Genomic DNA, 22,621 nt, shown 5'->3' with positions numbered 1-22,621 from the left:
ATCAGAATTAAACTGACTGCAGTGGAGCCAGAATGTCACAGCAAAGACGTACCAGAAGAAATCGCGCTATCTCCTCCCTTTCAACCGAAGATCAACAACGATTAAAAGCACGTATTAACCAGGCGCAAAGTGACGCCGGTCAGCTCCAGGTTGAGTTGGCAGCTGGGGAGCAGGTTTCGCTGACACCTGCACAGAAAATCCTTTGGTATGCCTGGAAGTTGGATCCTCAGGATGTTTCTTATAACCTTGCTGGCGCATTGCATTTTAAGGGTGAGCTGCAAACAGAGCAGGTTAAGCAAGCGTTTGAAACATTGTTGTCAAAACACTCTGGTTTGCGGATCCAGTTCGTTGAGGAGCAAGATCAGGTATGGCAACGCGATGGTGGGTATCAGTCCCTGGATGTTCATGAGATTGAACTTGACCATTATACCGATAAAGCAAGAATTCGTACGTTTGTTGAACAGCCATTTGCGCTGTGTAATGAGCCATTGCTGCGTATCGCCATTGCTCGGTGTGAGGCACGAACCAGCCTAATTGTGACTTTGCATCACATTATTGCTGACGGCACCTCAATGCAGCAGCTACTGGATGAGTTTATTACACTCTACGCTGGAAAAGATGCATTACCGGCGCAAGCTGGCTATTTGGAATTCGCTAAGTGGGATAATGAGCAGGATCATCAACCTCTTTATGACACGCAGCTGGCGGTATGGCAACAGCAGCTGTCAGAATATGAGGAGACGTTGCGTTTACCAGCACAGAATCAACACAGGCATGATCTTAACTATCAGGTTGCCACTGAAACACAACAATTGCCAGCCGCCTTGTGGCAGCGTATAGGCGCACTTGCAACCGAGTACCAAATCACCCCCTATTTAGTTTTGTTAACAGCCTGGCAAGCTTTACTGGCACGTCTCAGCGACAGCCAGAACATTCGTGTTGGTGTGCCGATTGCTAATCGTCATCGCAGTGAAACACAGAATATTGTCGGCTTTTTCGTTAATACTCAGGTTATGCCATTGCAGCTTGAGGACACGGATAGTTTCGCGCAGTTGTTAGAAAAAAATACCGCAACGAGTCGACTGGCACAAAATAACCAGGATCTGCCATTTGAGCAGCTGGTTAATGTGTTGAAACCTGCTCGTCAAAGTGGTGTCCATCCAATCTTTCAGGTTATGTTTAACTACCTGCGTCGCGACAAGCGTAATTTAAGTCAACTGGAAAGCGTTTCCTTGCTGGATACAGAAATGTACCGTTTTGGCATGCCTTTTGATTTACAACTGGACGTAATTGAAGATCTCAGTGAAGGGACGAGCCTGAATCTGATCTATGCCAATGAACTGTATGATGCGGAATTTGCTCAGGCATGTCTGGCACAATTACAATTGATGCTTGATGCTTGTCTGAGCGATCCAAGCGTTGAAGTGAGCAATCTACCTTTATTGGGTGCTTCACAGGTATCAGATCTGATAACGATTGGTACTGGTGATGCTGTTTTTGACTACTCACAACCCATAACAACACTAATCAGTCAGCAAAGTGCCAAAACACCCGATGCAATAGCAATTCGTTTTGCTACCCATAGCCTCAGTTATCTGGAACTGGAGCAACGCACAAATCAACTGGCTCATTATCTTAATGCGCAGGGCATTGGTGCAGAAGACAAGGTCGCGTTGGTGTTCGAGCGCAGTATCGAGATGGTTGTCAGTATTCTGGGTGTGGTTAAAGCCGGGGCTGCGTATGTGCCTCTGGAACCTTCTTTACCGGCAGATCGAATTGCCTATATTGCCAGTAGCAGTGGCCTGAGCCTGTTTTTAGGTGATCATTCATTGGCACGACTAGACAGCTTAGCTGACTTAGCTCCTCGTGTTGAATTATCTGCACTGGCACTTGAACAATATCCGCTTAACTTGCCGACGCATGACATTCCCGGTACACAACTGGCCTATGTGATTTATACCTCAGGTTCAACGGGTAAACCGAAAGGAGTGGGGAACCAGCATAGCGCCATATACAACCGTATTGCCTGGCAACAGTCGGCTTATCCCATTGGAGTGGATGATAAAGTCCTGCAAAAAACACCGTTTGGTTTTGATGTATCAGTCTGGGAATTCTTCTGGCCGCTAATGTATGGTGCCGAGCTGATTGTGGCACAACCAGGTGCACACAAAGACAGCACGCAACTGATTGACACTATTAATCATTTTGGCGTGACGACATTACACTTTGTACCTTCAATGCTACAGGCATTTTTAGGTCATGAAGCGGTAAGTACAGCGACCAGTATTCGACAGATATTGTGCAGTGGAGAAGCGTTGCCTAGTGAAGTACAGGCACAGGCTATCAGTAAATTGCCGGGTATCAAGGTATATAACCTCTACGGTCCAACCGAAGCGGCAGTAGATGTCAGCCACTTTACCTGCCATGGCAATGCAAATTTGCCAGTCCCTATTGGTGCGCCCATTGCGGGGATCCGCTTGTATGTATTGGATCGTGCCTTAAATTTATGTCCGCAAGGTATTGCCGGCGAGCTATATATTGCAGGAGCTGGACTGGCACGCGGTTACGTTAGTCGTCCGGACCTGAGTGCGGAGCGTTTTGTCGCTGACCCAATTGCTGCGGATGGCAGTCGCATGTACCGCAGTGGTGACTTGGTGAGCTGGAATGCACAGGGCCAGCTTGACTATCTTGGTCGTATTGACCATCAGGTCAAAATTCGCGGATTCAGAATTGAACTGGGTGAAATTGAAGCTGCGCTATATGCATCATCTGGTGTCCGAGAAGCGGTTGTTGTGGCGGATGACAGTGGAGCGGCCACACGTCTGGTTGCGTATGTTTCTGCTGCTGCGGAGCAAACATTAGAAGGAGAGCAACTGAAATCATTACTCGCAGAGGCCCTGCCAGAGTACATGATACCTGCTGTCATCATGGTGTTAGATACATTGCCGTTAAACAGCAATGGTAAGATTGACCGCAAAGCGTTGCCTAAAGTCACCAGCACGCCATCCGTACCTTTTGAGGCACCCCAGGGTGAACGCGAAGAAGCGCTTGCCAGTGTCTGGCAACAGGTACTAGGCAAGCAGCAAGTAGGTCGGCTGGATAATTTCTTCGAGCTCGGTGGCGACTCCATTCTCAGTTTACAAATTGTCACCGGGTTGCGTGAACACGGTTATGTGGTAACCCCAAAACAAATATTTGAACTGCACAGTATTGCCCGCTTAGCACCACAATTGAGCGAGCTTGAACAGGCTGAAGCCATTGCCCAGCATGTGGAGGGTGACGTTACATTGTTACCGATCCAACAGCAGTTTTTGGCGACTAAACTGGAGAACAAGGATCATTACAACCAGGCGCTATTGTTGGCACTGGATACGCCGCTTGACGAGACGCTCTTACAGCGAGCCTGGTCTAAATTGATCGAACATCACGACGCACTACGTTTGTGCTTTGTAAAGAGAGCGTCGCAGCAATGGCAGCAGCAATATGTACCATTTGATGCTGAGCGTGCAGCGGACAGCTATTGGTCGCGCCACATTGATGGCAATCAAATAACAGCACTGGCCGAAGAAGCACAGCGTAGCTTGAATATCGCTGAGGCTGAGGTGGCTCGCATGGTACATATGACGCTGGAAGATGGTAGTGCTCGTGTGTTGTTGGTGATCCACCACCTGGCAGTTGACGGGGTGTCTTGGCGCATTTTGTTGGACGATTTGGCCCGTACTTACGGCCAGTTACAACAGCAGGTGGAGCCTTCCCTTGCCAGCAAGAGCCACAGTTATCAATATTGGGCGCAGCAGCTCAGTGGTTATGCCCAAGCTCACTCTGATGAATTGCATTACTGGCAACAACAGCAGGCACCGCAATTGGCTCTGCCTGAACTGAATCACGAGGGCAGCCGTAAACTTGTGCACAGTGCCAGCGTAAAGGTCACACTGGATACGCAACAAACTCAGGCCTTGCTGCACGAAGCAGGAAAAAGTTACCGTACTCAGGTCAATGAGTTATTACTGAGTGCACTGAGCGAGGCCCTGTATCAATGGAGCGGACAAGCAGAGTGTTTGATTAACCTGGAAGGGCATGGTCGTGAACCTTGGGACTTACGCACTGACCTGAGTCGCACTGTGGGCTGGTTCACGAGTTTGTATCCGGTACAACTGACCCGCAAGGATACGCTGAGCGAGACGTTAAAATACAATAAAGAACAGCTCAGAACTGTGCCAAACAAAGGCATCGGCTATGGGGCACTTAAATACTATGGTGATGCACAAACTCAGGCTAGCTTAGCTAACCAGCCTGTTGGGCAGATTGAGTTTAACTATCTTGGTCAACTGGATAATGCGTTAGCACATTCAGATGCACCCTGGCGCCTGGCCAGCGAGGACAGCGGAGCGGCGTTCAGTCCTGACTATGAACCTCATAGTGAGATAAGCATTAATGGTCAGGTGAGTGAGGGAAGCCTGCAACTGGTGATCAGTTATGGTGCACAACGACTGAATGAAACGGTAATGGGGGCTTTTGCACAGCACCTGGAAGCTGCTTTAGTTGCAGTGATAACGCATTGTACAGACAGTGTTGGCTGCCTGACCCCTAGTGATGTACCACTGGCTAAGTTGAGTCAGCATCAGCTCGATACGTTATCAGTTAATAGTGCACACCTACAAGACATCTATCCATTATCACCAATGCAACAGGGTATGCTGTTCCACAGTTTGTATGAGCAGGGCGAGGCTTATGTTAACCAGACGAGCCTGGATATTCATGGCCTGGATACTGAACGTTTTGAGGCTGCATGGCAAACCGTGATAGACCGCCACGATGTGCTGCGCAGTGGCTTTTTGAGCTTAGATCCGCAACCGCTTCAATTTGTTGTAAAGACACTGACACCACAATGGCAAGCACTAGACTGGCAACACCTGAGCGCAGACGAGCAGCAGCTGAAATTACTGGAACTGGCCCAGCAGCAGCGTAGCGAGGGCTTTGAGCTGGATGGACAGCCGGGGCTTCAGCGTTTTGTGCTGATACAATTGGCGCCCAAACGCCATGCCTTTATCTGGACTATACATCATATTCTGACTGATGGTTGGAGCTGCTCGGCCCTAATGGGAGAGGTTTTACGCTTGTATGAGGGGCACACCTTACCTCCAGTAGATGCGCAATATGGGGATTACATAGGATATCTAGCACAGCAAGATCAGGCTGCTAATCTGGCCTACTGGCAGGCGCAAACTGACCTGCTATTGGAGCCGTGCTACCTGAGCTCAGCATTTACAACTCCTCAGGAGGGGAGTTATAGTGCCTTTGATTTACTACTCACCGAGCAAGAAGATACTGCTTTAAACAAATTTGTTAAATCACAGCACCTTACACCGAATACACTGATGCAGGGGGGGTGGGCATTATTGCTTAGCCGTCACCTTGGCCGTGAAGCTGTGTGTTTTGGCGCGACTACTTCTGGGCGTCCGAGCGATCTGGCAGGTGCTGAGCGTATCCAGGGCATGTTCATCAATACCATGCCAGTGATGGTTGAAGTGCGTCCGGAGGCTTCTCTGAGTGATTGGTTACAGTCACTGCAATCGGCCAACCTGGCTGGCCGGGAACACGAATTTACGCCTCTTTATGATATTCAAAAACAAGCCGCGCACTTAGCGATGGACAAGCATGGCTTGTTTGATACTTTACTGGTCTTTGAAAACTATCCGCTTGCCGATGCGCTTGAAGCTCGCTCAGATCAGCAGACTGAATTTAAGGTCGGCGAGGCGAGGGAAGAAACAAACTTCCCGCTGACTGTGAGCTTCATTCAGGAAGAAACGTTACGTTTGCATTTCAGTTATCAGGGAAGTGAGCTGGCCGGGGCGGATGTACAAGCGTTGGCTGAACAATTCCGACATTTACTGCAGAACATTATCGATGCACCTGAAAATCGCTTGTCAGAACTGACATTGGTGAGTGAGTCACAACAACGGGCACTGCAAAAGCTAGGTTTTGGTGAATCAATTACACCGTTGCACACTGGTACCATCGAGCCGATTTATATACCAAATGGGAAGCCGCCGCAGTTGGCTGCGACTCAGTATCATGATGTGGTTTCTACATTGAACCAGTTCGCCGAACTAACACCGGATGCCGAGGTTCTGACTTGTGATGGCCACAGCTATACATTCAAAGAACTGTACGAAAAGTCGAATCAATTGGCCTTTTATCTGCGTGAGCAAGGCGTAGGGCCAGAGCAGCGTGTAGGCGTCGCATTACAGCGCGGTATTGATTTACCACTTGCGTTTTTGGCGGTACTCAAGGCTGGTGCTGTGTATGTGCCAATGGATCTGAGTTATCCGCAAGAACGTCTGGCGTACATGATTAATGATAGCCAGATGGCACATATTTTGGTGAGTGACGACAGCCTGGATGACATTGCCGGTGAGGCCGCTTTACATTGCATGGCCGATATTGATCTGGCTCAGCAGTGGCAGCAGCCACAGGTGTATCCGGCGCAGGGGGCTTATGTCATTTATACATCGGGGTCTACGGGTAACCCGAAAGGCGTGTTGGTCAGTCGAGGCTCAATTGCAGCCCATTGTCGCGGTATCGGCCGTCGATATGAGCTGACAACTGCCGATCGTGAAATGATTTTTATGTCTTTCTGTTTTGATGGTGCGCATGAACGCTGGTTGTCAGCCGTGACGCATGGCGGCACTGTCGTGATCCGTCCAGAGCGTCAATGGGACTTGCAGGAAACTTATCAGAATCTGCATCAGCAACGCGTAACCACCGTGGTTTTCCCGCCGGTATTTTTGCGTGAGTTGTCGGCATATGTGGAGCAGGTCGGCAACCCGCCTCCTGTACGGGTTTACTGTTTTGGTGGCGATGCGATGCCACAAGCATCATTTGAACTGGCACAGCGCGTACTGAAACCGAGCTTCTTTATCAATGGCTACGGCCCGACTGAGACTGTCGTCACGCCACTAACCTGGAAAGCCATGCCGGGTAGCTCATTTAATGCCGTTTACGCACCAATCGGTGAAGTGCTTGGGCAACGTCAGGCCTGGATACTGGATGGCCAGTTAAACCTGGTCCTGCCAGGCCAGATTGGTGAACTATACATGGCCGAGGAAATTGGTCTTGCCCGGGGGTACCTGAATCGTCCTGATCTGACCGCGGAGCGGTTTGTCGCGAACCCATTTGCCAACGATGGTAGCCGACTTTATCGTACTGGTGACTTAGTCCGCTGGAACGACCAGGGTCTGATGGACTATCTGGGCCGGACTGACCACCAAGTTAAGATCCGAGGTTTCCGTATCGAACTGGGTGAAATTGAAACGCTATTGCGCAAGCAAGCCGAAGTCCGTCAAGCAGTTGTCGTCGCCGATGATACGCCAGCAGGAAAGCGTTTGGTTGCGTATGTCAGCGGCCACGATGGCGCATTACCGGATGAAGTGATGTTGAAGGCAACATTAGCGGCGAATCTGCCGGATTATATGGTGCCAGCGGTGATCATGTCATTGCCAGATTTACCAGTGAACAGCAATGGTAAAATTGACCGTAAAGCCTTACCTAAAGCTGAGTTGCAAAGTGAAGTGAACTATGTCGCACCTGAAGGCGAAGTTGAGCAGACGATAGCCGCTATCTGGCAAGAAGTCCTGGGTGTAGAGCAAGTTGGACGTCTTGATAATTTCTTTGCGCTGGGCGGTGACTCTATTAGTAGCTTGCGTGTGATTGCACAAGCCAAGCACAAAGAGATTGCGTTAGACATTCAGACGCTATTTGGTGCTGAGACACTTCAGGTACTTGTCGCCAACCTTAAGGGCGCGTCTGAGACTATTGAGATCCAGCGTCAGGTGCATGAATATCGGGGCTTGTCATATGCACAGGAGCGACAGTGGTTCTTGTGGAAGTTGGATCCGCAAAGTATCGCTTATCATTTACCCAGTTCTCTGCATCTCAGTGGCAAGCTGGATCGCAGTGCATTGCAATCGGCTTTTGACTATTTAGTAGATAAGCATGCCGCGTTACGTACAGTCTTTGTTGAAGATCAACAAGGTACAGTATCGACCGAGACGCGTGACACAAGTGCTTGTCCGATTAATTACCTGGAGCTGGGTGCGACGCAAGCACAGCGTGATGCGTTTAAGCAAGGGTTGATCACTACGCCATTTGATTTAACTCAGGGGCCGCTGGTCCGGGTTGGCGTGATCTGTGATGCACCGGAACAGCATGAGCTGGTGGTAGTGATGCATCACATCGTGTCGGATGGTTGGTCATTAAAGCTCATTGTTGCTGATTTTGTACGTGGTTATGAGGCTGCATTGAGCAGTGAAGTATTGCATGTTGAAGCAGATTCGCTGCGTTACAGCGATTTTGCTCAATGGCAGCGCGATTTACTGGCTGGCGGTGCCGAGCAGCAGCAGTTGGCATACTGGCAGGCGCAATTAGGTGACGAACACCCGACACTGGCCTTGCCTGCTGATCTGGATGGTGGTCAAAACAGCTTGCAAAGCGCAACCCTCAACCTTGAGCTAAGCAAAGAACAAACGAGCGCAATGCAAGCTTTTGCATCGGCACAAGGGGTGACGTTATTTTGCCTGCTTATGAGTGCATGGCAAATTTTATTACACAAATATAGCGGCCAGCGCGAGATCCGGGTCGGTATGCCAGTGGCTAACCGTCATCACAGTGGCACCCAGGATATGGTCGGTTTCTTCGTCAATACTCAGGTGATCAACAGCCATATCCAGGGAAGTGATTCACTCGCAACGGTATTGCACGGCATTATGCAGACGTTGCGTGGTGCACAGGCCAATCAGGATCTGCCCTTTGAGAAATTACTGGATGCCCTTGATCTGGAACGTAACCTGGCTGAATCTCCGCTGTTTCAGGTGTTGTATAACCACCAGCGAGTGGAAGAAAATGCATTGAGCGAATTTGGTGGTCTGCGGGCACGTGAAGGTCTGGCTGACACTCAGGTTGCGCAGTTTGACCTGGTATTGAATTCTCTGGAGCGCGAAGATGGTTCTCTGACCTTATCACTGGATTATGTTAGTGATAAATTCAGTGCCCAGCGTATTGAGGCGTTACTTTCTGGTCTGACAGCGGTTCTCTCTGCGATGCAGGGGGATCTGACTCAGTCCGTAGGTAACCTCAATGTGCTGTCGGAATCCGAACAGCAAAGATTAATACATCAGCATACACCGTATCTGGCTAAGGCAGAACAATCTGTCGATATTGTCGCGCAATTGAGTCTTCAGGCGACACGAACGCCAGATGCCGTGGCAATTAGCCTGGCTGGACAGACCCTGAGCTATGCCGAATTGGAGGCTCGTTCACAACAGTTTGCCAACTACCTGCTCGAACAGGGTGTCCGTCGCGAAGATAAAGTGGCAGTGGTGTTTAGTCGTGCGCTTGATACAGTAGTTAGCTTTTTAGGTATTTTAAAAAGCGGTGCCTGTTATGTGCCGGTGGATACTGCACTACCGGCGGCACGTGTTACGACCATTACTGCACAGTGTCAGTGGGTTGTCACCGTACAGAGTGATTATAAGGGTGAGGCAAGTACGCAGATCAGCTATAGCCAAGAGCTGTGTGCGAATTACAGTGCGGATGTGTGCACACACACTATCCACCCACAACAGTTAGCCTATGTGATTTATACATCTGGCTCAACCGGCACGCCTAAAGGGGTAGCAGTCAGTCACCAGGCACTGCAAGCACACTGCAACGCGGTGCAATCACTGTATCAGTATCAGGCGCAAGATCGCTGTGCGATATCCGTGTCCTTTGGCTTCGATGCATCGATTGAACAGCTATGGGGTCCGTTGCTGGTAGGCGCTTGCGTAGTACTTGATGAATATAAATTACTCTCTCAGCATGAACTAGAACAGTTTGCGAGTGAGCAGCAACTCTCTGTGATGGGCTTTACACCTGCTTATTTGCAACAGTTTGATACCCTGCCAGCCGCGCTGCGTTTATGTATCGTCGGCGGTGAGGCATGGTCAGCACAGCACTGTGCCAGCTTGCTGGCAATGTCGCCACAAACGCGCTTTATTAATGCTTATGGTCCATCTGAAACAGTGATCACGCCACTGGCATGGACTCAACAGCAAGGCGCTACACTGAGCTCAAGCTACGTCCCTATTGGTGAGCCTATTGGCAAACGAGCTATTTACATTCTGGATGAGAGTCTTCAGCAACTGCCGTATGGTATAACAGGTGAGTTGTACATCAGTGGCTCGGCTATGGCGCGAGGCTACCTTGCTCAATCTGGGTTGACGGCAGAACGTTTTGTGGCAAACCCATTTGCCAATGATGGCAGTCGCCTGTATCGCACCGGTGATCTGGTGCGTTGGGATCAGCACGGTCAGTTAGAATACGTAGGTCGCTGCGACCATCAGCTTAAGATCCGAGGTTATCGGGTAGAAGCCGGCGAAATTGAAGCTAAATTGCACGCCTTACCAGGGGTCGAGCATGCGGTTGTGGTGGCAGATCAGAGCACTGGCAGCACGCGCCTTGTCGCCTACGCGAGTGGGGCCGTGCAAACAGAGCTGGACAGCCAGCAATTGAGGGACTCATTGGCAGCACAACTGCCTGACTATATGGTCCCCAGCTTGATCATCATACTCAGTGAAATGCCATTGACACACAATGGCAAAGTAGACCGAAAAGCACTTCCTGCACCAGAAGCAGAGGCTGAAAAAGTCTACCAGGCCCCGCAAGGGACACAGGAAATACTGCTGGCGAGCATTTGGCAGCAGTTACTGAGATTGGATCAAGTGGGTCGGGAGGACAACTTCTTTGCACTCGGTGGTGACTCGATTCTGAGTCTGCAGATCATCGCAAAATTGCGCCAAGCGGGCTATGTCCTAAGTGCCAAGCAGATTTTTGAACAACAAACGGTTGCTAATTTGGCGCTGTTGATGGCTCCGTTGAGCGAGGATGCGATACCACAACAAGACGTTTCGGGTACAGTCAGCTTGCTGCCAATTCAACAAGCGTTCTTTGAGCGTGATATGGCTAATCGCATGCACTGGAACCAGGCTGTGATGTTGCATATGGTTGAGCCTCTGGCGAGTGAGTCTCTGACTCAGCTTATCTCTGCTCTGCTGGCGCGTCACGATGCACTGAGATTACGCTATCATCAGGATGAGAAGGGAAACTGGCAGCAAGCGTATGCGACATTTGACAGCAATATGGTCGCGCAAAGTATCTGGTACCGAAATACGTGTTCAACTCAGATTACGGCGTTGGCGGAAGAAGCGCAGCAAAGCCTGGATCTGACGAACGGTCCACTGTTACGTGCTGTACACATGACGGTGGAAGATGGCAGTGCCCGTTTGCTATTGGTTGTGCATCATCTGGCGGTAGACGGTGTGTCATGGCGTATTTTACTGGAAGATCTGACTCGCCTGTGGCAACAGCCTGATGCTGAACTGGGGATCAAGAGCCACAGCTATCAGTTCTGGGCACAACAGATCCAACAGTATCCTTCGCAGCATGAAAGTGAATATGACTATTGGCAGAGTACCGCTGAGGTAAATAGTACTCTACCTGGGCTGAATGATACTGGCAGTCGCTACTACAGTGACTCAGAGGTTGCTCAGGTTACCCTGAGCGCTGCCCAAACCGAGTCGCTGCTGACACGTGCAGGCCGGGCTTACCGCACTCAGGTTAATGATTTATTGCTCAGTGCACTGAGTGATGCATTATACCGTTGGACCGGACAGGCGAGTCATAAGATTAATCTCGAAGGCCACGGCCGGGAGGCGTGGACGGATACCGTTGACCTGAGTCGCACTGTTGGGTGGTTCACCAGTCTCTTCCCTGTAGTACTAACGCGTCACGAACAGCTTGAGCAGACTATCAAGTTCAATAAAGAGCAACTGCGCGATATTCCTAATAAAGGTATTGGCTACGGTGCGTTTCGTTATTATGGCAACGATATACAACGCGCTGCATTGTCTGAACAGGACGTAGCGGCTATTGAATTTAATTACTTGGGTCAGCTGGATAACAGTACTCAGGATACATCAAACTGGCGCCCGGCAAATGAAAGCACTGGCAGTGCATTGGATCCGCAGTTCGCCATGGACAGTGAGTTGACCATTACAGGTCAGGTTATTGCGGGCCAGCTACAATTGAGTATCCGTTATGGCAAAGAAAGGCTGACATCAGAGAATGTGGCGACACTGACTGGGCATCTGGAGCAGGCATTAAGTGAATTAATTGTGCACTGTGAGCACGCTCAGCCTGGCTTTACGCCTTCAGACTTGCCATTAACCGGGTTGTCTCAGACACAAATTGATGCTTTGTCGCTGCCGCTTGAACAGGTCAGCACGATTTATCCGTTATCACCAATGCAAGAAGGCATGTTATTCCACAGCTTGTTTGAGCAAAGTGAAGCGTATATCAGCCAAAGCTGCTTTATGATTACCCGTCTGGACAGCGCACGATTTAAAGACGCCTGGATGCAGGTTGTTCAGCGTCATGATGCGCTTCGTACCGGGTTCATCACTCAAGATGGTCTGTCACTGCAATACGTCAATCGCGATGCTGTGCTGGACTGGCAAGAGCTCGACTGGCAATCACTGACAGCAGATGAACAGCAAACGCACTTGCGAGAGCTGGCGCAAAGCGAGTCCCGCCGTGGTTTTGACCTGACAACAGAGCCAGGATTAAACCGTGTTATTCTGATCACGTTAGCCGAACAACAACATGTATTGATTTGGACCATGCACCATATTCTGACCGATGGCTGGAGTCGCTCGGCGATGATGGGTGAAGTGCTCACGGCATACGAAGGACAGCCACTGGCGCCGGTTCGCGGTCAGTACGGTGATTACATCGCTTACCTGGCTGAGCAGGATGAAGCGCAGAACCTGGCATTCTGGCAGCAGCAACTGACTGATCTTGAGGAGCCAAGCTACTTGAGCGGTGCCTTCACGCAACCACAGGAAGGACAATTCGGTGGTCTCGATGTACTGTTGAGTGAACATGACTATGCGCAGTTGACGGCTTTTTGTCAGCAGCACAGGATCACCCAAAATACACTGGTGCAAGGCGCATGGGCACTCCTGTTAAGTCGTTACCTCGACAGAGACACCGTGTGCTTTGGTGCGACGACAGCTGGTCGTCCTAATGATTTGCCTGGTCATGAGGCCATTCAGGGGATGTTTATCAATACGGTTCCTATGGTGGCGAGTGTTGATCCGGCGCAAACTCTGACAGAGTGGTTGCAAGCACAACAAAGTGCAGCTTTGGCGGTACGCGAGCATGAGTTTACGCCTCTGTATGAAATCCAAAAAATAGCAGCGCAATCGCTTGAACTCAGTCGAGATGGTTTGTTTGACACCTTGCTGGTCTTTGAAAACTATCCTATCGATCAGGCACTGATGCAGGAAGAGGAGCGTCAGACGCACTTCGAGATCCTAGAAGATCGTGATGAAACAAATTTCCCTCTGACTGTGTTATTTATTCAGGAAGAGACGCTGCGCCTGCGCTTTAATTATCAGGGCAGTGTTTTGGCTGAAGCAGATGTTCGCGCGTTAGCAACTCAGTTTAAAGAGCTGATAATGGCAATGACGGACAATAACCAAGTTCTGCTCGCGTCCTTGCTGCCATTGCAGGATGAGCAACAGCTTAGCAACTTGATAGAGATGGGGACTGGAGAAGCTGCCCATGAGTATCAATGTCCGATCACGACCCTGATCAGCGAGCAAAGCGCGCGTACAAGTGATGCCGTGGCACTGCGATTCGGCCAGCAGAGCATGACGTATGGTGAGCTCGAGAGCGCCTCCAACCAGTTGGCACACTACTTAAATGCTCGGGGTATCGGTGCAGAAGACAAAGTGGCGCTGGTCTTTGAACGTAGTCTGGAAATGGTGATCAGTATTCTGGCTGTAGTCAAAGCGGGCGCTGCATATGTGCCGCTTGAGCCATCATTACCGCTAGATCGTATTGCATATATCGCTGAGACTAGCGGCTTATCTTTGTTTATCGGTGATGATTCGCTCAATCGACTTGAAAACCTCGCACAGCTGGCAGAGCGTGTGCTTTATAGCAGTGTGCCGTTGGATGACTATCCGCAGCATCTGCCGCAGCACGAAATTGCGCCAACTCAGCTGGCTTATGTGATTTACACCTCTGGTTCAACAGGTAAACCGAAAGGGGTTGGTAACCAGCACCGCGCCATCTACAACCGTATTGCCTGGCAGCAATCAGCTTATCCAATAGGTTGTGATGATAAAGTACTACAAAAAACGCCATTTGGCTTTGATGTGTCAGTATGGGAGTTCTTCTGGCCACTGATGTATGGTGCTGAGTTAGTCATAGCGCAACCTGGTTCACATAAAGACAGCTCTCAGCTGCTGGAGACCATTAACAGCTTTGGCGTGACCACACTGCACTTTGTGCCGTCTATGTTACAAGCCTTTATCAGTCATGACATGGTGCACACGGCGACCAGTATTCGTCGCATTCTATGTAGTGGTGAAGCGCTGCCGAGTGAAGTGCAGGCGCAGGCATTGAGTAAACTACCACAGGTTAAATTGTACAACCTCTATGGCCCGACTGAAGCGGCTGTAGATGTCAGTCACTTTACCTGTCATGGTGACCCCACGTTATCAATACCAATTGGAGCGCCTATTGCGGGGATCCGGCTTTACGTGCTCGATAGAGCATTGAACTTATGCCCACCAGGGGTGGCCGGTGAATTGTATATTGCGGGTGTTGGATTAGCGCGTGGCTATGTAAATCGCGCGGATCTGAGCGCTGAGCGTTTTGTTGCGGACCCCTTCATGTCGGATGGCAGCCGCATGTATCGTAGTGGTGACTTGGTGTGCTGGAATAGTGAAGGCCAACTGGAGTATCTGGGTCGAACTGATCATCAGGTGAAGATCCGTGGTTTCCGCATTGAACTTGGGGAGATCGAAGCCGCTTTATATGCCATTGAAGGGGTACGTGAAGCGGTTGTGGTGGCCGACGATGGTCAGGCGGGTAAACGCTTAGTTGCCTATGTCAGTGGTCATGATGGTGAGACACTGGAAAGTGCTAACCTGCAGGCTGAGCTAGCGGCTGCTTTACCGGACTATATGGTGCCGGCGGTGATCATAGTGCTGGCAGAACTACCGGTGAACAGTAATGGTAAGATTGATCGCAAAGCCCTGCCCAAGGTAGCGCAGCAAAGCCTGGTCAGCTATGAAGCACCGCAAGGCGAGGTTGAGCAAACCATGGCGGCAATCTGGCAAGCGCTATTGGGTGTTGAGCGGGTTGGTCGACTGGATAACTTCTTCGTACTGGGTGGTGACTCTATCAGTAGTATGAAGCTGATCTCTCAGACTCAGTCGCGAGGTATGGCATTGTCTCTGGCAGATATTTTTGCTGCACCCGAGTTACATAATTTGGCACAGCGCATAGGGTCAATGCAGAGCAGAATACCTGAACTTGTTCGCAGTGCACCTGAGCACGCTTATCAAGGTTTGTCCTATGCTCAGGCTCGTCAATGGTTTTTGTGGAAACTGGCGCCACAGAGCGATGCTTATCACATTGCGGGTGGTCTGAACCTCAATGGTGTTTTGAATTGGGAGGCGCTGCAACAGGCCTTTGATTTTGTATTGCGCAAGCACAGCGTGTTGCGAACCCGATTTGTAGAGCATGCCGATGGTAAGGTCAGTCAGTATGTGGATGACCGCTGTGAATGTGAGATTGTTCACAGCACTGCTAACAATGCACAAGAGCAGCTGGCATTTAAAGCGCAACTGGTGAATACACCGTTTGACCTGACTTGCGAGCCGTTGCTAAGAGTCGGTGTGATTGCACATCATGAGTCCCAGCATGAGCTGGTTGTGGTCATGCATCATATCGTCTCGGATGGTTGGTCAATGAAGCTGATTGTGCGCGATTTTGTTGCAGCCTACCAGGGGGCATTAACGGGTGATATTTTGCATATCGATGATACTCAGCCAGAGTACCGTGATTATGCTTTGTGGCAGCGCGACTGGCTGGCTGGTGGTGAAGAGCAACGGCAGCTTGCTTACTGGCAAACGCTGTTAGGAGATGAACACCCACACTTGAGTCTGCCAACAGATCGCACCAGTGATTTGTACGAAAATAATGGTGCGGCACAGCAGGTGGTGGTTGAGGATACTTTGAAGCAGGCATTGGAACAGTTTGCGCAAGACCAAAACAGCACCTTATTCGGCGTTTTAATGGCGGCATGGCACGTACTGTTGCACCATTATAGCGGACAATCCCTGATCCGGGTTGGTATGCCTATATCTAATCGTCAACACAGTCATAGTCAGGATATTGTGGGCTTCTTTGCCAATACACAGGTGTTGCAGTCGAAACTGAGTGGTGAGCTGACCTTACAACAGGTTGTAGCACAAGTTGCAACCCGTTTGCAGGAGGCACAGGCCAACCAGGACTTGCCGTTTGAAAAGCTTGTAGATAGCTTGTCGTTGGAGCGCACTGTCGGGCAGCAACCGTTGTTCCAGGTAGTGATGAGCCATCAGCGCCAGGATGACAACGAGCTAGTGAAATTACCTGAGCTGACAATTGCACCCAGTGAACTACCTAATACCAAGGCGCAGTTCGATCTTGTACTCAACACCAGTGAAAACTATACAGGTGAGTTAACATTGAGGCTGGACTACGCAAGGGAGTTGTTTAGTGAGCAGCGGATAGCCACTTTGATGGCAGGATTGCAGCAAATTTTGAACGCCTTTGTTGCGCAGCCTGCATTGAGCCTGTCAGACCTGGATATAATGCCACAGGATATTCAACAAGCACTGCAAAAACAAGGTTTTGGGGAAACAATTACGCCGCTGCATCGTGGCGTTGTTGAACCGATTTATTTACCAAACGGTCAGCCGCCGGTGTTAGGTGCGACGCAATATCAGGATGTGGTCTCTACGCTAAATCAATTGGCTGAGCAGACACCTAATGCAGAAGTATTGACCTGTGAAGGTAACAGCTATACGTATAAAGAACTGTTTGAAAAGTCCAATCAGCTTGCTTATTACCTGCGGGAACAGGGTGTTGAACCTGAGCAGAGGGTGGGTGTGGCGCTTAATCGTGGTATTGACTTACCACTGGCCTTCCTTGCGGTCCTGAAAGCAGGCGCGGTCTATGTGCCGATGGATCTGAGTTACCCTGAAGAACGTTTGGCTTACATGATTAAAGACAGCCAGATGCAGCACATATTGGTTAGCGATAATAGCTTGAATGAGATTGCCGGGGATGCCGCTTTGCATCACATGGCCGCTATTCCATTGACACAGCAATGGCAGCAACCGCAAGTGTACCCGGCTCAGGGCGCGTATGTGATTTATACTTCCGGTTCAACGGGTAACCCGAAAGGGGTGTTGGTTAGCCGAGGCTCTATCGCGGCACATTGTCGTGGCATTGGACGACGCTACGAATTGACCGCTGCAGATCGTGAATTGATCTTTATGTCTTTCTGTTTCGACGGTGCGCATGAACGCTGGCTGTCGGCGGTGACACACGGTGGTACTGTCGTGATCCGCCCGGAGCACCAATGGGATTTGCAGGAAACCTATCGGAATCTGCATCAGCAGCGTGTGACGACTGTGGTATTCCCACCGGTGTTCCTGCGTGAGCTATCAGCCTATGTTGAACAGGTGGGTAACCCGCCACCGGTCAGGGTTTACTGTTTTGGTGGAGATGCGATGCCACAGGCTTCGTTCGAGTTAGCACAGCGCGTGCTGAAGCCGGATTTCTTCATCAATGGATATGGCCCGACCGAAACGGTTGTTACCCCCTTGACCTGGAAAGCAATGCCGGGCAGCTCCTTTGATGCGGTGTATGCTCCCATTGGTGAAGTGCTGGGACAACGTCAGGCCTGGGTATTGGATAATCAGCTGAATAGGGTGTTACCGGGACAGATTGGTGAGCTGTACATGGCTGAGGAAATTGGCCTGGCACGTGGCTATCTGAATCGACCCGATCTGACTGCAGAGCGTTTTGTGGCCAATCCGTTTGCCGATGACGGCAGCCGCCTCTATCGCACCGGTGATTTGGTGCGCTGGAACGACCTGGGGCTGATGGAATATCTGGGTCGTACTGACCACCAGGTGAAAATTCGTGGTTTCCGAATCGAGTTAGGGGAAATCGAAACTTTGTTGCGTAAACAAAATGCTGTGCGTCAGGCTGTCGTGGTTGCTGATGATACGCCTGCTGGTAAGCGTCTGGTGGCTTATGTAAGTGGTCACAATGATACATTGCCGAACGAGGCTGATCTCAAAACCACCTTAGCTGCTAACCTGCCTGATTATATGGTACCTGCGGTGATTATGGCTTTAACAGACCTGCCCGTTAACAGCAATGGTAAGATTGATCGCAAAGCTCTGCCAAAAGCGGAGTTACAAAGTGATGCAAGCTTTGTGGCCCCGGAAGGTGAAGTTGAGCAGGCGATGGCTGCAATCTGGCAGGAGGTGCTGGGTGTTGAGCAGGTTGGTCGTCTGGATAACTTCTTTGCACTGGGAGGCGATTCGATCAACGGCTTGAAAGTGATCAGCATGTGGCAGCAAAGCAATGTATTGCCACTGGCTGTAAGGCAGTTATGGCAAGCGCCTGATCTGGCAAGTTTAGTCGCTGAAATGACCCAGCAGGCAGAGTTGATCCTGCACCCGCTGAATGATGTCGTTCCCGGTGCGGATAACCTGTTCTGTCTGCACGAAGGCAGTGGTTTGACCGTAGCCTACCGCCCTCTGGCTGAAAAGTTGGCGGGTAAAGTTAATTGTATTGGTGTTGCGGCAGCCAGACAGCTTGCGCAGTTCAGTGCTTTGACTGATTTGGCTCAGCATTACGCTAAGACACTGGATGAGGCTCAGCCCGAGGGCACCATTAAACTGCTGGGTTGGTCGCTTGGTGGCGCATTGGCAGCATTGGTTGCGAATGCACTAGCAGCAATTGGTAGAACAGTGAGCCACTTGTATCTGGTGGACAGTTGGAACCCGCATGCTGAAACAGCTCAAACCCGATTAGATTGGCGCGCCTGGGTATTGTCTTGGATTGGGGGTTATAGCCTGGATCAACAGAGTGAGCTGCATCATCGTATGGTTTCAGAGCTGGAGCAGGGGTTGGATGAAACAGTTCTGGACCCGGCTACGCTGGCACAGTGGTTGATTGCTCATCAGCACACATTTGGCGCGCTCTTTGAGCAAACGTTAAATCAGCTTCCTGAGGCTGAACTTGCAGCGCTACTGGCTGCGGGTTATGAATTACAGCGTTTGGCCAGAACGCCTCAGCAGTATACGCAGGAAGCGTCGAGTGTGGCACATGCCTGGTGGTCAAATCAGGCAGACTTAGAAGCAATGGAGGCTTATCTCTGTGAGCTGGATGCAGAGTTTGCCGTTACGCATCTGGATTATGACCATCGTCAAATCATAGCCGCAGAGGAAGTACTTGCATCTGTCTATGAGAGTCTATTGAGTGCTGACTAACAATCTCACTTAGGAGAACCGAAAAGCTGCGCCTGTGCGCAGCTTTTTTTATGTCTTATATTCCGTAATTGCCCGCAGTTCGCTGAGCAGGTGTTAAAAACAACCGTCGTTCAAGCGTTGACATAGAAAGTCTGACGTTCCGAAATACGGACATATCAGAAGAGAGGGGCAGAAACAGGCCATGTATACTGCTTACACAGACCGTAAGCTTGGCTTGCTGAATAGAGTCGAACGATGTGAACGCGCTAATAGGTGAACATCTGGTAGTGCATCCCGTAATTTGGATTTACATCAACCTATTTGAATCTCAGGCAGCAGGACTAGCTGCGAACGTCATCAGGTTTGGACCGGGATTAACGAAAGTACATAGCGTCAGGTGGATCGTGTGGGTTTAGCCGATAGTGAGCGCCGGCTAAACCCACCTTATACAGATTACAGGTCGAGTGCGTCGACAATTTCAGCGGAGCGAACAGCCAGTATAGACAGCAGAGAGTCACTGATACCATGGGTTTGTTCGTTGACCCCTTGGGTAAATACTTTAGGCATGAAGTTATCAGTTGTCTCAATCTGATAGTAACGACTAATTTGTGGTTTTAACCATTCCGCCAATTGCTCCAGGAGCGGCGAGCGGCTTGGGTATTGGTAACCCGTAGCCAGAATTAGGTGGTCGTACTTTTGCACACCGCGGTTTTGCACATCTTCCAGCTCAAGGTTGATTTTACCTTCACTATCAAGCGTCGCACTATTCACGGAGGTGCGATGACGAATAGCCAGGCGATCTCCACCTTTTAGCTTCTGGTCGTAAAGACTGGCGTAAATACTGTCGATTAATGGCTCATCGACTACTGAATAGTTGGTGCTTCTGAATTCATTAAAGTAGCGATCTTTTTGTTCCGGTGATTTGTCGAATACGATATCGGTGAAAGCAGGATCAAAGATCTCATTAACAAATGGACTAGAATCAGCTGGCTTCATTGCACCTGAACGCATGATCAGGTCAACTTGTGGTTGTTCTGTCATGTTGTCAAGATCGGCAAAAATCTCAGCGCCACTTTGTCCTGCGCCAATAACCGCAACTCGATCGCCGGCTTTAACTTTATGCTTGTTGTGTAAATATTGTGATGAGTGCCATACATTGTCACTGTCTGTTAGTACGTCAAATGGAGCGGGTACTTTTGCCGAGCCACCGACACTTACTACCAAGTTTTTGGTCAGGCGAACACTTTGATTACCTTCTGCATCTCGACTGGTGACCTTGAGGTGATCAACTTTACCTTCAACAATAATTGGTTCTACGTCATTCACTTGCTCACCAAAGTGACAGTGGTCACGGAAATGACTGGCAGACCAGCGTAGGTAGTCATTGAATTCATGACGAGAAGGGTAGAAAGTCTTTAAGTTAATGAAACTGTCAAGGCGTTTTTGATTATGTAAGTAATTAATGAAGCTAAAGTGACTGGTCGGGTTGCGCAAGGAAACCAGATCTTTCAGAAACGAGATCTGCATATCGGTATTGTCCAATAACATTCCGCCATGCCACAAAAAGTCGGGTTGCTTTTCAATGAAGCATACTCGATCACTCAGTTTGTTTTGCTCTTTCAGGGCGATGGCCAGTGCCAGGTTGGCCGGGCCAAACCCGATCCCAATCACGTCATATAGTTTCATTTTTTTGCCTTTGATTACCTTAAATCGCACGCACGGGGGCGTGAAATAATATTGATTGTCATAAAGACGATAGGTATGCTGGTTTCTTTAGGTTGCGGCGCGTGCAATTAATGCAAAAAGTAAGGGAAAAAGAATTACCATGAGCGAGCGCAATAAATTCTTATAAAGTGTGAATTTTTTTCCAAATATCTCGTCTAGCTAGTTCAAAGCGGTCACGTTTATTAATGCCGTAGACCTGTATGTTCGTTGAGCCGAAATGAGTGAGTGAAACCAATATGTTAGTTGCCGACTTTGCCTTGGAGAAGTGTCAGTCATTAAGTGAAAATGCCATTGCATTGACGCAAAAGCTGGTGCGTTATAAATCGATTACCCCTGACGATGCTGGCAGTATGTGTTTCTTGATCCGTAAGCTTCAGTCGCTCGGGTTTGACTGCCATGAAGTGACCCGTCAGGGAGTTCGGAACTTGGTTGCGAAAAGAGTGTTTGGGCCCGGTGAAACATTGGCATTTGCAGGTCATTTGGATGTCGTACCGACAGGGCCTGTTGAACTCTGGCAATGTCCACCATTTGCTGCTGAAATTCAGGATGGTCGTCTGTATGGGCGCGGGGTTGCCGACATGAAAGGCGCGATAGCTTGTTTTATTGCGGCCGTTGAATCCCTGATCGAACAATGCAACCGGGGTAGTCTTATGTTCCTTATTACCTGTGATGAAGAAGGTGAAGCTGAACACGGTACGGCAGTTCTTATGAGTCACCTGAAACAGCAAGGGGTTGATCACCTTCCAAACTACTGCCTGGTTGGAGAGCCTTCGAGCCGCAAGACGCTGGGTGATGTACTAAAAATTGGTCGGCGTGGTTCTCTGTCAGCTCACATTCGAGTTTATGGACGTCAGGGCCACGTCGCTTACCCGCATAACTGTGACAATGCCACTCATCATACATCGCGTTTGTTGCAGCGCTTATTAGCCCTAAAATGGGATGAAGGAACAGCGCAAATGCCGGGCACGACATTTCAGGTAACTCAACTTAATAGTGGCGAATTTGTGGACAATGTCGTTCCCGGCGCTTGTGATGTGTGTTTCAATATTCGTTATAGCAGCCGTTTTAATGAAGCGGAGCTCAAGCGATTGATTGATGACATCTTGCTGGATCTGGATCTTAATTATGATATTGACTGGCAGCGTCCGTGCGCGCCTTATTTTAATCAGGCGGATGAGTTTGTTGCGTTGATCTGCGGTGCGATTGATACAGTGGTAGGTCAGGTACCGATGTTGACCACTGATGGCGGTACCTCTGATGGCCGATTTATTGCCTCCAATCATACACAGGTGATTGAATTTGGGCTGAAAAACGACAACATACATCAGATTAATGAGTCTGCGGATGTACAGGATATTGCCGATCTGGCACATATTTATCAGTTAGCGATACAGGCTTTTTGTCTTGATGCCGCACAGATAGGACAGCGTCAGGCACAGCAATTGGCAGCATTAACATAGTACAGAGTT

The 22,621-nt window shown here is 49.7% G+C and carries 3 protein-coding genes; 2 read left to right on the top strand and 1 reads right to left on the bottom strand.

What is annotated here, in order from left to right:
* The first annotated feature begins 32 nt into the window (after positions 1 to 32).
* Complete coding sequence (locus AT705_RS10880) at positions 33 to 19,448, top strand: non-ribosomal peptide synthetase (protein WP_058796609.1); 19,416 nt, start codon at positions 33 to 35, stop codon at positions 19,446 to 19,448.
* Positions 19,449 to 19,880: 432 nt separating this feature from the next.
* On the opposite strand, the gene AT705_RS10875 is transcribed toward AT705_RS10880, so the two are convergent.
* Positions 19,881 to 21,113: a lysine N(6)-hydroxylase/L-ornithine N(5)-oxygenase family protein gene (locus tag AT705_RS10875; RefSeq protein WP_058796608.1), complete on the bottom strand. Its 1,233-nt coding sequence runs from the start codon at positions 21,111 to 21,113 to the stop codon at positions 19,881 to 19,883.
* A 275-nt stretch (positions 21,114 to 21,388) separates the two neighbouring features.
* On the opposite strand from AT705_RS10875, the gene dapE reads away from it, so the two are divergent.
* Positions 21,389 to 22,612: a succinyl-diaminopimelate desuccinylase gene (gene dapE, locus AT705_RS10870; protein WP_157576742.1), complete on the top strand. Its 1,224-nt coding sequence runs from the start codon at positions 21,389 to 21,391 to the stop codon at positions 22,610 to 22,612.
* Positions 22,613 to 22,621 lie beyond the last annotated feature (9 nt).

It is taken from the genome of Pseudoalteromonas rubra, assembly GCF_001482385.1.
GTDB classification, from domain to species: Bacteria; Pseudomonadota; Gammaproteobacteria; order Enterobacterales; family Alteromonadaceae; genus Pseudoalteromonas; species Pseudoalteromonas ardens.
Note: the sequence above shows the minus strand (reverse complement) of the source record. Positions and strands in the feature narration are given on the sequence as shown.